Raw genomic sequence first — 12,839 nt, forward strand, 5'->3', positions numbered from 1 at the left:
CAGCCACATAGACAACGCCACACTTACCGCCACCTCGCCGCCGCTTGAATCCCCTCTCGACTAGGGCTACCCTTGCCGACCATTTCTCGCGCACTCGCCAACCAGCGGAGCCTCAATGACCCCGACCCTCAGACTTGCCACCCCGGCCGACATGCATGCCATCTGGCAGATTGAATCCCAGGTATTCGGCGACGCCGTCTACCCCGACTTCTTCTTTCGCCAGGCCATGGATCTGTGGCCCGAACTGCTGCTGGTCGCCGAACGCGAGGGGCAGTTGCTCGGCTACGGCTTGGGGGGCGTGGGACAGCACAGAACCCAGGGCTGGCTGCTCTCCCTGGCGGTCCTGCCCCAGGCCCGCGGGCTCGGACTGGCCAAAGCCATCATCGACAATCTGGAGCAAGCACTGCTGGCGCAAGGTTGCCTGCAGGTGCGACTGACCGTCGATCCGGCCAATCCGGCCAGGCGCCTCTATGAGCGGCTCGGCTATCGCGAGCTGGCGCTGGAGCCCGCCTACTTCGGACCGGGGGAGGATAGGTGCCTGCTCGAGCACCAGCTAGTCCCATCCCCCTCCCCGTAACAGGCAGTAGAGCGCGATCCGACAGAGGCTGACGGAGCTATGCCAAAACCCCTGCCAAGACCTCGGAGTGAGCCAGCTTGGATACAACATACTTGGTTACACTTTGAGGGTGCCATCATGGTGAAGAGAGGGGTAGAGTGACCCAGGATGCCCAATTTGTAGTCAAATTCAGGAGAACCATTATGTTGCAACGACTGACCCTCATCGCCCTGCTGGCCACAGCCATCACCGGTTGTGCCAACAGCGATGTCTATTCTGGCGATGTCTACACCAAAGACAGGGCCAAGCAAGTGCAGACCGTCAACTACGGCACCATCGTCTCCACCCGTCCGGTCAAGATCCAGGCGGAGGAGAACTCCATCCTCGGCACCATAGGAGGCGGTGTGGTCGGCGGCCTGCTCGGCAGCACCATTGGGGGGGGCACCGGGCGTAGTATCGCTGCCGCAGGGGGGGCCATCGCGGGTGCCGCCGCGGGCAAGGCCGCCGGTGACAAGCTCAATCAGGTCGATGGTGTCGAGCTGGAGATCAAGCAAGATAACGGCGGTTCCATCGTCGTGGTGCAAAAGGCCGATCCCAGCTTCCAGCCTGGTGCCAAGGTGCGGCTGACCCAGGGCAACGGCAGCGTCAACGTGGCTGTGGTGCCCTGATGCAATCCGAGGAGCCGCCTGTGGCTCCAAAAGAAAAAGCCCTCGCATGCGAGGGCTTTTTTACGGGTCTGCGACCGCGCCTGAATTACTGGCGGATCAGCCGGTAGATGGCGTAACCGGGATGCTTGGCATCGTCCATCGGCAGGGTGGACTGGTACTCAAGATCCGCACCGGCCAGGGCCTTGGCCTCATCGCTCGGCGAGGAGTAGAGCCGCACGTCAACCCCCGCTGGTAACGCCTTCATGTGCCAGTTGTTGTTGGCTGCCGGGCTGAAGCCCGCCGGATTGGCAGCAGACTGGGACTTGAGGTACTGGGCGATGATCTCCCGCGTCTCGAAGGGATCTTCATGCACTATGTTGCTGCCATCGATCCCCGGGAAGTGACCGCCGCCGCTGGCGCGGTAGTTGTTGGTCACCACGTAGAACTTCTGGGCCGGATCCAACGGCTGGCCGTTGAAGGTGAGGCCGCTGATGCGCTGACCGTCACTCACCCTGGCGCCCTCCTTGCTGTAACGGGCCGGCTGGGTGATATCCACTTCGTAGTTCACACCATCGATCACGTCGAAGTTGTAGGTGGGGAAACTTTCGTTCACCAGCCACTGCACCCCGCTCTGGGCGGTGTCGATCCGGTTGAACTGGCCGGCACTCATCTCCAGCCACTCCTTGACCGTGGCCCCGTTCACCTCGACCACCTGCAGGGTGTTCGGGTAGATGTAGAGATCCGAGACGTTGCGCAGGGAGATGTCCCCCTGGGCCACATAGGTGAAGTCATTGATGCCGTTACGCCCGCCGCGGAAGGGGGCCGCCACCGACAGGATCGGGTAGGACTCCTTGAGCAGACCGTCTTGTTGCAACTGCTCGGCATGTTGGCGCTGGGCATCGCTCACCAGCTGCACCGAAGGATCGTCCTGCACCAGGGCGAAGAAGCTGTGAATGGGCGAGGTTATCTTGCCCAGCGGCTCGTCCAGCCACTGGTTGGTGGCATCGTGGTCTGTCTGCACCAGATCGACCACCCGCTGATCCACGGCGCTGTCTTCGCTGGAGTCAATCTTGCGTAGGCTGGCCTGGCTCTGCTTCACCTGCCACTTGCCGTTCACCTGCTCCAGCTTGAGATCGATGATGCCCAGATGATTGCCCCAATAGCCGGGCATCACGGTCGGGATGCCGCTCAGGGTACCGGCCTGGTTGTCCACCTCCGGCAAGTCCGGGAAGTCGCCCGGGAAGTTCTTGTGGGCATGACCCAGCATCAGGGCATCCACCCCCTTCACCTTGGCCAGATGCCAGGCGGAGTTCTCCATCATGGCCTCGTAGCTGCTGGCGTTGATACCGGTGTGGGCGACCACTACCACGATATCGGCGCCCTTGGCGCGCAGCTCGGGCACATAGTGGTTGGCGGTCTCGACCATGTCGGCCACCACCACCTTGCCTTCCAGATGACGCTTGTCCCACTGCAGCACCTGGGGTGGCGTCAGTCCGAGGATGCCGACCTTGATGGTCTGGGACTGACCCTTGTCATCGGTCACTTGGCGATCCAGCAGCAGATAGGGGGTGAACCTGTTGCCGCTCCAGTCGATTTGCCCCTTGGCATCGCGCTTGAAGGCACCCGCCTCGAACACGTTGGCGTTCACGTAAGGGAAGTTGGCCCCCGCCAACACCTTGCCGAGGTACTCCAGCCCGTAGTTGAACTCGTGGTTGCCGAGGTTGCCGGCGTCATAACCGAGCTCGTTCATGACCTTGAACACCGGGTGGGCCTGTTTCTCGAGGTAACCGGCGCCGGACTGCTCGAAGATATAATCCGCCAGCGGCGTACCCTGGATCAGGTCACCGTTGTCGAGCAGCAGGCTGTTGGGGTTTTCGGCGCGGGCGGCGCGGATCAGCAGCGCGGTACGGGAGAGGCCGAACTTGCGGTCTTCCTTGTTCTGGTAGTAGTCATACCCCAGCACGTTGGAGTGGATGTCGGAGGTCTGGATCAGGCGCAGGGAGACGGCTCCCGGCTGCGCCTTGCTGTCATTTTCATTGCTGCAGGCAGACAACAGCACAATGGCTGCGATAGCGCCCAGCTTCGTGGCTTTATTCACTGTTTTTCCCTTTTATTATGAGTATTGCTTTACCAGCAACGGGAATTTAACAGACGAATATGTCAGCAGATGGAACCTGGACTCATTTTTATGAAGCTCGACACAAAAATAGCCTTATGAGGCCGTCAGTGCGCCAATCGCCAGCTGCAGTGCCAGGGCAATCATGATTAAACCCACAACAACATCAATAGCTTGCTGTACCTTTCCCCGGGCAAGCCAAGGGGAAAGTGCCGCCGCGCCAAAGGCCAGACCATAGAACCAGACCAGGGATGCCAGCATGGCGCCCGCGGCGAAGGCCGGTCGCAGCTCCTCGGCAAACTGGCTGCCGAGGGAGCCGAGCAGCATCAGGGTATCCAGGTACACATGGGGGTTGAGCAGGGTGACGCCCAGGGTCATGGCCAGCACGCTCCTGACCCCCATCAGTTGGGCCGAATCCGCCAGGGCCGCCCCCTGCCCGCGCCAGGCGCTGCGCAGGGAGCGCACACCAAACCAGCTCAGGAATAACACGCCGCCCCAGGTCAGCAGCGCCAGTCCGAGTGGATTGGCCGCCAGCAAGCTGGCGCCGCCGAATACGCCAATCCCGATCAGCACGAGATCGCACAGGCAGCAGAGTGTCGCCGTCAGCAGGTGGTGGTTGCGGTGAATGCCCCGGCTCAGCACAAAGGCATTCTGGGCTCCGATTGGGATTATCATGGCAAGGCCTAATACAAAGCCCTGCAAGCTGGTCGCCATCATGGGTTCAAGGTCTCTCAGTGAAGATGGCGGCAGTATGCGAGATGGGGTTATTTAAGAGAAATTCATTAAATTTCTCATTGATTCGAAAATTTAATAAAAGGGCTCCGACCTGAACGTGACGGCGATCGGCTTCTGGCTGTCAATTGCCAGATCTGACAATGGTCGAGGGCGAGATCCCTCCCGATAATGCAGGCCGCCTGGGCCCTATGGAAGAGAAAGAGATGAGCTCTGCTGAATGCGGGTTATTGCAGCTGACGCGGAAAATTGGTGACCACGACCTCTTCCAGATTGGGCACCAGTATGCCGCTGCTCATGCCCTTGGCGATGGCCTGATAGCGATTGATGGAACCCGTCTTGCGGGTCACCTGATTGAGATGGTAATTCACGGTTCGCTCGGTGATGCCGAGGATGCTGGCGATTTCACCGGACGTTTTACCCTCGCTGGCCCAGGAGAGGCACTCGGTCTCGCGCCCCGTCAACACCTCCTGCTGGACCCCTGCCGGCAATCCGAGTCGCACGGTGCGCAGCGCCGCATCGAAGATGTAGGTCGACATCCAGGAGAGCACCGGGGAAGACTCCAACAACAGGTCACTGGAGGCTCGTTCCCGGGTGATGAAGGAGAGAATGCCGCTCTCACCGGTCGGGCCATGGAGCGGGAAAGAGATGCCGTTGCGCAGACCGAATTCGGCGGCCAGGCTCATCACATCCAGACTGCCCGCTTGCAGGAAGCTCGCCTTCTCGTCGAGTTGGTTCCAGTAGATGGGCAGAGTCTGATGGCGGGCGAGTTGGATGATGGGATCCCGAGCCAGCATATGGTGGGCCGTATAAGCCTGGATCCAGGAGTCGGGGCAGCGGTTGAACAGCACCACCTTGGGACGCTGCATCGACATCGGCAGTATCAGCGCGAAGCGATAATAGTCATACCCCATGCCGAGCGCGAAACGCCCAATCAGCTCAGACAGTTGATCTCCATCCATGACCCTGGTGAACAGTTCAAGGTATTCCAGCAGTTGAGCCTGTTTCATTTCAATCCCCTTCCCGAGTCCGTGAGTATAACGCCCTTCCTGGATATGGAGTGAGCAGAATGCGTGTTTTCAAGGGAAAACTGAGCAAACATCGAGATAAATCCGTAGAAAATTCCCTATATACCTTTAGAAACCGAGTTTTCAACGAAAGGCTTCAGTGGGATGTCGAATCCCATTCCGGCCTGGAGCGAGATAATTTCGATGGTCCTGACACTCACTGGGTTCTGATCGAAGATGAACAGGGTCTGTGCGGCTGCATCCGCCTGCTCAGCTGTGCCCAGGACTACATGCTGCCCACTATCTTCCCCGCCGCCCTCGCCGGTGAGGCCCCACCTCGTCATCAGGATGTCTGGGAGCTGACTCGGCTCGCCATCGATGCCAGCCGGGCGCCGCGACTCGACAATGGGGTGAGCGAACTCACCTGCGTCATCTTCCGTGAGGTGTATGCCTTCGCCCTCGCCCAGCAGATCCGTGAGCTGGTCGCCGTGGTCAGTCTGCCGGTGGAGCGCATCTTTCGTCGACTCGGCCTGCCGATTGAGCGGCTCGGCCACCGGCAAGCCGTTGATCTGGGTGCCGTGCGCGGCGTCGGTATCCGCTTCCTGCTCGACGAACGTTTCGCCGCTGCCGTCGCGCGTCCGCTACGCGGCCACTATGCAGACCAGGGCACGGCGGCCCATTCCGACCCCATAAAAAATCCCGGGAAGATCCCGGGATAAAGCACTCACGCTAGGTCCGATCCCACCCCACGCAGAAGCGGACACAAAGGAGTATCTTCTTTTGGATCCCTGACAGCTACTGTCACTTTTAACAGTGTTAAATGCGGCCATCATGGGGCAGGGCCGAACACCACAGTCTGCTTGCCTCCCCCTCGATGCCGATAGTAGAGTGACTTCTGAATCGTCATATTGATAAGGGATATTGATGAAGGCTCTGGACTACAAGTTGCTGCTGGCCCTGGATGCCGTGATGCAGGAGCAGAACTTCGATCGTGCCGCCCAGCGCCTGCACCTCACCCAATCCGCCATCTCCCAGCGCATCAAGCAGCTCGAACAGCAATTCGCCGAGCCCCTCATCATCCGCAGCCAGCCGCTACAGGCAACGCCACTGGGCCAGAAACTGCTGGCCCACTACCGTCAGGTACGTCAGCTCGAACAGGAGCTCAGCAGCGAACTGACCCCCGCCAGCCCCCAGGCCCCGATCCGCATCAGCATAGCGGTCAATGCCGACAGCCTGGCCACCTGGTTTTTACCGGCCCTGGCCCCCCTGCTGGAGCAGTTTCCCATCGAGCTTAACCTGCTGGTCGATGATGAGAGCCGCACCCTGGACAAGGTACGCGAAGGCCAGGCATTCGGTGCCGTCAGCCTGCATCCGCAGCCACTGCCTGGTTGCAGCGTCGATGCGCTCGGCCAGATGTGCTACGTCCTGACAGCCAGCCCGGCCTTCATGGCTCGCCACTTTCCAGAAGGCCTCACTCCTCAAGCTCTGGCCAAGGCCCCCGGGGTCGCCTTCGACCCCCGGGATGACATGCACATCAGTTTCTTGCGCCGCGAGTTTGGCCTCGAGCCCGGCGGCTACCCCTGCCACATAGTCCACTCCTCCGAAGCCTTCGTCGCCATGGCCGAGCAGGGGCTGGCCTACTGCCTCATCCCGGAGTTGCAGATCCGCGCCCAGCTCCAGTCCGGCCGCCTGCTGGATCTCTGCCCGGACCGTCACCTGATAGAGACCCTCTACTGGCATCGCTGGCTGCTGGAGCGAGGTCTGCACAAACAGATCTCCCAGCGTCTGATAAGCCAGGGGCAGGCCGCCCTGAATTGAGCACGGCTAACCCCTGACCATCCCGGGATCGGCCCAGTCACCTTGGCTTTGCGGGGTGAAAAACGTATAGTGCTGGGCGATTCTTCATCAGGTTTTCACTCAGGTTCCTCACATATGTTCCAAGACAATCCCTTGCTGGCCCAGCTCAAACAACAGATCCGCGAAAACATCCCCAAGAAAGAAGGGGTGATCCGCGCCTCCGATCGGGGATTTGGCTTCCTGGAGGTGGATGAGAAGACCAGCTACTTCGTGCCGCCCCCCTACATGAAGAAGGTGATGCACGGGGATCGCGTGAGTGCCCTGATCCGCACCGAGAAAGATAAGGAAGTGGCCGAGCCGGATGCCCTGCTGGAGCAGGCGGTGACCCGCTTCGTCGGCCGCGTCAAGATGTTCCGCGACCGCCTCAACGTGGTGGCAGATCATCCCCTCATCAAGGATGCCATCAAGGCGCGCACCAAGAAGGGACTGGACGAGAAATCCTTGAAGGAAGGGGACTGGGTGGTCGCCACCCTCAAGCGCCATGCCCTGGCCGACGGTAATTTCTCCGCCGAGATCACCGAACTCATCGCCGACAAGGACGATCACAATGTGCCCTGGTGGGTGGTACTGGCCCGTCACAATCTGGCCCAGATAGAGCCGGCTGATCTGCCCGAGTGGAAAGTCATTGAAGAGGAAGAGCTGCCGCGCACCGACCTGACTCAAGTGCCCTTCTTCACCATAGATGGCGCCAAGACCAAGGACATGGATGACGCCCTCTCCATCCGCAAACTGGACAACGGCTGGGAGCTGCTGGTCGCCATCGCCGATCCGACCGCCTACGTGGCCGAAGGCAGCGAGCTGGATAAGGAAGCCGCCCAGCGCGCCTTCACCGTCTATATGCCGGGCCGCAACGTGCCGATGATACCGCGCACCCTCTCCGATGAGCTCTGCTCCCTGAAAGAGGGCGAGGAGCGCAATACCCTGTGCGCCCGCCTGCTCATTGCCGAAGATGGCCTGCTGCTCGAAGAGACCGAGTTCTTCGCCGCCCGCATCAATTCCCACGCTCGCCTCAACTATGACGAGGTCTCCGACTGGGCCGAGCACGGCAAAGCACTGGACATAGACGCAGGCGTCATGGCCCAGCTGCCGCTGATGAAGGCGATGACCGAGGCGCGTATCGCCTGGCGTACCGAGCACGCCCTGGTGTTCCCGGACCGCCCAGACTACGACTTCGAGCTGGGTGAAAACGGCGCCGTGCTGGCCATCCACGTCGAACCGCGCCGCATCGCCAACCGGATGATCGAAGAGTCGATGATCGCCGCCAACATCTGTGCCGGTCGCGTGCTGGGCAAGCAGGTTGGCTACGGCATCTTCAACGTCCACACCGGTTTCGATGAGGAGTCCCTCGACGGTGCCATGGAGCTGCTCAAGACCGCCGAGGCGCCGTTCGAGAAGGAAGATATCGCCAGCCTCACCGGTTTCTGCGCCCTGCGCCGCTGGATAGACAACCTCGATACCCGCTGGCTGGATGGCAAGATCCGCCGCTTCCAGAGCTATGCACTGATGTCCGCCGAGCCAGGTGCCCACTACGGCCTGGGGCTGGATGCCTATGCCACCTGGACCTCGCCAATTCGCAAGTACGGCGACATGGTCAACCACCGTCTGCTCAAGGCCGTCATCGCAGGCAAGACCCCGGGCCCGCGCCCCAGTCTGGAGCTGACCGAGCACCTGACCGCCTGCCGCCGTCTGCACCGCATGGTGGAGCGCGGTATCGGCGACTGGCTCTATGTCCGCTTCCTGCAGAGCGCCGCGGGTACCGAGCAGATCTTCAATGCCGAGATCATCGATGTGATGCGGGCCGGGCTCAAGTTGCGGTTGCAGGAGAATGGCGCCGTGGTCTTCATGCCCGCCCGCCATATCCTCGACAACAAGGAGAGGTTGGAGTGCAGTTGGGACAACAGCCGCGTCTACCTCGACAAGACAGAGGTGATCTATGAGCTGGGCCAGGTCATCGAGGTCAAGCTGACCGAAGCCGTGGAAGAGACACGCTCCCTCATTGCCAAGCCCGCCGTGGCGCTGGTGCCAGGCCCGGCCCCGGTGGCTGTGGTCAGCGAGAGTACGGAAGCACCGGCAGAGACCGCCCCCAAGGCCGAATAAACTCGAAGCCAACAGCTCGATTTCCAAAGCCCGCAACCCTGCGGGCTTTTCTATGGCCGCCATAAATCCATCGCCGCGATGACGATGACCTCAACGCTCGGTGGCCAGCTGATGTATTCGGCATGCAGGGCCAGGGTGGGGCAATGCCCCCTTGAGCCCGTACTCGCTGACCGGGACTGAACGCCTCACCATGGACCCAAGTGGACTTCAAATATGCAACGAGTCTGGCGAAACGCCCGAGGGGAGAAACTGAAAGTGGGTTACAAAATAAGTGATTCATTGGTAATTAGCAGTCAATGCCGATCTATCCATCGGTGTGAGCACTAGATAATGCACCGCACACACTGTCTCGATTGAATACAAATAATGGATGTGTGACCACCATCACGTTGACATGAGGTTTTCGAAAACGAGATAAGGAGGCGTGGATCACATTAAAAAGCCACTCATGGCAGAAAAGATCGAAATGTAGTCAAGGCACAGTGAAGAGATGTGATCGACATCACTGCTGTGGGAGGGGGGTAGGCCAGGTATTTGAGAGGCGGGTCACAAGACACCCCGTTTTCAGCCCAATCAGAAAATGAAGTGGTAGATTGAAGTTGCTTAGACGACAGGGATGAGGGTTCGGCAAAACCCGTTATCCCGACTACCACTTTTAATCACACAGGCTCAAAACGGGGTGCCGTCATGTTATCACCGGATACCAAAGTCAAGATACAGAATTTTGGACGCTTCCTGTCCAATATGGTCATGCCCAACATAGGGGCATTCATCGCCTGGGGCTTCATCACCGCCCTCTTCATTCCCACCGGCTGGCTGCCCAGTGAGACACTGGCCAAGCTGGTTGGTCCCATGATCACCTACCTGCTGCCACTGCTGATTGGCTACACCGGCGGCAAGCTGATGGGCGGTGAACGGGGCGGCGTGGTCGGCGCCATCACCACCATGGGTGTCATCGTCGGTACCGACATCCCCATGTTCATGGGTGCCATGATGGTCGGCCCGCTGGGTGGCTGGGTCATCAAGCGTTTCGATAAGGCGATGGAAGGTCGGGTCAAGAGCGGCTTCGAGATGCTGGTCAACAACTTCTCCGCCGGCATCATCGGCATGTTGCTCGCCATCCTCGCCTTCTTCGTGATCGGCCCCTTCGTCAAGGTGCTCTCCGGCCTGCTGGCGGGTGGCGTGGGTTTCCTGGTGGAAAACCACATGTTGCCGCTCACCTCCATCTTCGTTGAACCGGCCAAGATCCTGTTCCTCAACAACGCCATCAACCACGGTATCTTCTCGCCGCTGGGCATTCAGCAGGCAACCGAGCATGGCCAGTCCATCTTCTTCCTGATCGAAGCAAACCCGGGCCCGGGCATGGGCGTGCTGCTGGCCTACATGGTGTTCGGCCGTGGCGCGGCCAAGCAGTCTGCTGCTGGCGCCTCCATCATTCACTTCTTCGGCGGCATCCACGAGATCTACTTCCCCTACGTGCTGATGAACCCGCGCCTCATCCTGGCGGTGATCGCCGGTGGCATGACCGGGGTATTCACCCTGACCCTGTTCAATGCGGGTCTGGTCTCCCCTGCCTCGCCGGGATCCATCTTCGCCGTGCTCTTGATGACGCCGAAAGCCTCCCTGATCGGGGTCGCCCTCTCCATCATCAGCGCCACCCTGGTCTCCTTCCTGGTTGCCGCCGTGTTCGTTCGCGCCCAGCAGCCAGAAGCCGACCAGGCCGACGCCCTGGGTGAAGCCACCCGTAAAATGAAAGCCATGAAGGGCGGTAAAACCGACACCGTCGCCGCCAAGCACCCGAGTGGCGAGCTGTTGACCGTACGCAATATCGTGGTCGCCTGCGATGCCGGCATGGGATCCAGCGCCATGGGCGCCGGCATGCTGCGCAAGCGGGTACAGGCCGCCGGCCTCGACATCAGTGTCACCAATCGTGCCATCGACCAGCTCGACGACCAGGTGGACTGGGTCATTACCCACCAGGATTTGACCGAGCGAGCTCGTCGCCACGCACCGAATGCGCGCCATATCTCCCTGACCAACTTCCTCGACAACGGCCTCTATCAGGCCATGGTGCAGGAGCTGAGCCAGACCCAGGCCGCCAACGACGATGTGGCCCACCCCACCTTGCTGGTTGCGGCCAACGACGACAACTATGAGCCGCAGGATGCCCAGGTGTTCACCCTGAGCCGCCAGGATATCCAGCTCGGTCTCATGGCCGACAGCAAAGAGGCTGCCATCAAGGCCGCCGGTGCCCTGCTGGCCGAGCGCGGCTATGTCGAGGCCAGCTATGTGGATGCCATGCTGGAGCGTGAGCAGTTGGTTTCCACCTATCTTGGCGAGTCCATCGCCGTGCCCCACGGCACCATAGCCGCCAAGGAGAAGGTGATCCGTACCGGCATCGTCATCTGCCAATATCCGGCTGGCGTCGCCTTCGGTGAAGCCGCGGACGAGGTGGCCCGCCTGGTGATTGGCATCGCCGCCCGCAACGATGAACACATTCAGGTGATAACCCGCCTGACCAATGCACTGGATGAGCCCGGTCTTATCGACCGGCTGGCCAGCACCCGGGATCCTCAGGAGTTCCTGGACCTGCTGGGTGGCGAACAAGCTGCCTGATCCTGCCCACATCATTGGTTCAAGAGGTTGATTTTATGAAAACATTGCATTTTGGTGCCGGTAACATAGGCCGTGGCTTCATCGGTAAACTGCTGGCCGACGCCAACCATCAGGTTACCTTCGCCGACGTCAACGAAACGCTGATAGATCAGCTAAACCACAGCCAGGAGTACAAGGTGCATGTGGTGGGAGCGGATCAGAAACTGGACACAGTGCGCAACGTCGCGGCGGTCAGCTCCTCAGGTCCGGAGGTGATCGCCCGTATCGTCACCGCCGACCTGGTCACCACCGCAGTGGGTCCCAATATACTGGACAAGATTGCCAGTACCCTGGCCAAGGGATTGGAGGCCCGCTTCGTGGCAGGCAATCTCAGCCCGCTCAACGTCATTGCCTGCGAGAACATGGTGCGCGGTACCACTCACCTCAAGCAGGAGGTACTCAAGTACCTGCCGCTCGCGTATCATGCCACCCTCGAATCCTGTGTCGGCTTCGTGGATTCGGCGGTGGATCGCATCGTGCCTCCCGCCGCCGCCAACGATGATCCGCTGGAGGTGACGGTGGAGAGCTTCAGCGAGTGGATTGTCGACCAGACCCAATTCAAGGGAGCACTGCCCCAGGTGGCGGGCATGGAGACCACGGACAACTTGATGGCCTTCGTCGAGCGTAAACTCTTTACCCTCAACACCGGTCACAGCATCACCGCCTACCTCGGCAAGCTGATGGGCTACCAGACCATTCGCGAGGCCATCGAGGATCCGGTGATCCGCAGCAAGGTGCGCCGTGCCATGGAGGAGAGCGGGGCCGTACTGGTCAAGCGCTACGGCTTCGATCCGCGCCTGCACGCCGCCTATATCGAGAAGATACTGGCCCGTTTCGCCAACCCCTATCTGGTGGACGAAGTGGACAGGGTCGGCCGCCAGCCCCTGCGCAAGCTGGGAGAGCACGACAGATTGATCAAGCCCCTGCTCGGTACCCTGGAATACGGCCTTCCCAATGAGGGATTGCAGGAAGGGATTGCGGCGGCGCTGCGTTATCACAATGACGAAGACCCGCAAGCCGTCGAACTGCAGGCCGCCATTATCGCCGATGGCGTTGCCGCCACCCTGGCCAGGGTGGCGGGATTGGACCCGCAGAGCCCATTGATCGCCGCCATCACGGCCCGCTACCAGGCACTCTAACCGGACTCGCAGAGAGGGAATCCTCCCTCTCTG

Annotated in this window: 10 protein-coding genes; 7 read left to right on the forward strand and 3 right to left on the reverse strand. The window is 60.5% G+C overall.

Annotated features, from left to right (window positions below):
- The first annotated feature begins 115 nt into the window (after window positions 1-115).
- Window positions 116-577, forward strand: a complete 462-nt coding sequence (locus M2366_RS13940; protein WP_259269993.1) for a GNAT family N-acetyltransferase — start codon at window positions 116-118, stop codon at window positions 575-577.
- Between the two features lie 182 nt (window positions 578-759).
- Entirely contained in the window at window positions 760-1,224 is a 465-nt protein-coding gene (locus M2366_RS13945; protein WP_042044314.1) for a glycine zipper 2TM domain-containing protein, read from the forward strand.
- A gap of 85 nt (window positions 1,225-1,309) precedes the next feature.
- Here the strand turns inward: M2366_RS13945 and M2366_RS13950 are convergent, their stop codons facing one another.
- The 3 genes from M2366_RS13950 to M2366_RS13960 all read right to left on the reverse strand — a co-directional run bounded on the left by M2366_RS13950 (window position 1,310) and on the right by M2366_RS13960 (window position 5,061).
- A complete protein-coding gene (locus M2366_RS13950) occupies window positions 1,310-3,301 on the reverse strand; it encodes a bifunctional 2',3'-cyclic-nucleotide 2'-phosphodiesterase/3'-nucleotidase (protein ID WP_259269994.1) in 1,992 nt (663 codons plus the stop codon).
- 114 nt (window positions 3,302-3,415) lie between these two features.
- Complete coding sequence (gene lysE, locus M2366_RS13955) at window positions 3,416-4,036, reverse strand: L-lysine exporter (protein WP_224431387.1); 621 nt, start codon at window positions 4,034-4,036, stop codon at window positions 3,416-3,418.
- A gap of 242 nt (window positions 4,037-4,278) precedes the next feature.
- A complete protein-coding gene (locus tag M2366_RS13960) occupies window positions 4,279-5,061 on the reverse strand; it encodes a LuxR family transcriptional regulator (protein ID WP_259237263.1) in 783 nt (260 codons plus the stop codon).
- Between the two features lie 59 nt (window positions 5,062-5,120).
- On the opposite strand from M2366_RS13960, the gene M2366_RS13965 reads away from it, so the two are divergent.
- The 5 genes from M2366_RS13965 to M2366_RS13985 all read left to right on the forward strand — a co-directional run bounded on the left by M2366_RS13965 (window position 5,121) and on the right by M2366_RS13985 (window position 12,806).
- Window positions 5,121-5,777 carry an acyl-homoserine-lactone synthase gene (locus M2366_RS13965; protein ID WP_259269995.1) on the forward strand — a complete coding sequence of 219 codons (657 nt, stop codon included), beginning with the start codon at window positions 5,121-5,123 and terminating at the stop codon, window positions 5,775-5,777.
- Window positions 5,778-5,982: 205 nt separating this feature from the next.
- Window positions 5,983-6,876: a LysR family transcriptional regulator ArgP gene (locus M2366_RS13970; protein ID WP_224431389.1), complete on the forward strand. Its 894-nt coding sequence runs from the start codon at window positions 5,983-5,985 to the stop codon at window positions 6,874-6,876.
- A gap of 114 nt (window positions 6,877-6,990) precedes the next feature.
- On the forward strand, window positions 6,991-9,012 hold the full coding sequence (locus tag M2366_RS13975; RefSeq protein ID WP_259269996.1) for an exoribonuclease II: 2,022 nt from the start codon (window positions 6,991-6,993) through the stop codon (window positions 9,010-9,012).
- A 687-nt stretch (window positions 9,013-9,699) separates the two neighbouring features.
- Entirely contained in the window at window positions 9,700-11,628 is a 1,929-nt protein-coding gene (locus tag M2366_RS13980; protein ID WP_259269997.1) for a PTS mannitol transporter subunit IICBA, read from the forward strand.
- 35 nt (window positions 11,629-11,663) lie between these two features.
- A complete protein-coding gene (locus tag M2366_RS13985; RefSeq protein ID WP_259269998.1) occupies window positions 11,664-12,806 on the forward strand; it encodes a mannitol-1-phosphate 5-dehydrogenase in 1,143 nt (380 codons plus the stop codon).
- Window positions 12,807-12,839: the final 33 nt, after the last annotated feature.

This window comes from Aeromonas sp. BIGb0405 (genome assembly GCF_024807335.1).
Lineage (GTDB): Bacteria > Pseudomonadota > Gammaproteobacteria > Enterobacterales > Aeromonadaceae > Aeromonas > Aeromonas rivuli.

Excerpts from the sequence above, each read along its gene's own strand:
- M2366_RS13940 (WP_259269993.1), top strand. The coding sequence starts at position 116 with ATGACCCCGACCCTCAGACTTGCCACCCCGGCCGACATGCATGCCATC.
- M2366_RS13945 (WP_042044314.1), top strand. The coding sequence starts at position 760 with ATGTTGCAACGACTGACCCTCATCGCCCTGCTGGCCACAGCCATCACC.
- lysE (WP_224431387.1), bottom strand. The coding sequence starts at position 4,036 with ATGATGGCGACCAGCTTGCAGGGCTTTGTATTAGGCCTTGCCATGATA.
- M2366_RS13960 (WP_259237263.1), bottom strand. The coding sequence starts at position 5,061 with ATGAAACAGGCTCAACTGCTGGAATACCTTGAACTGTTCACCAGGGTC.
- M2366_RS13965 (WP_259269995.1), top strand. The coding sequence starts at position 5,121 with ATGCGTGTTTTCAAGGGAAAACTGAGCAAACATCGAGATAAATCCGTA.
- M2366_RS13970 (WP_224431389.1), top strand. The coding sequence starts at position 5,983 with ATGAAGGCTCTGGACTACAAGTTGCTGCTGGCCCTGGATGCCGTGATG.
- M2366_RS13975 (WP_259269996.1), top strand. The coding sequence starts at position 6,991 with ATGTTCCAAGACAATCCCTTGCTGGCCCAGCTCAAACAACAGATCCGC.
- M2366_RS13980 (WP_259269997.1), top strand. The coding sequence starts at position 9,700 with ATGTTATCACCGGATACCAAAGTCAAGATACAGAATTTTGGACGCTTC.
- M2366_RS13985 (WP_259269998.1), top strand. The coding sequence starts at position 11,664 with ATGAAAACATTGCATTTTGGTGCCGGTAACATAGGCCGTGGCTTCATC.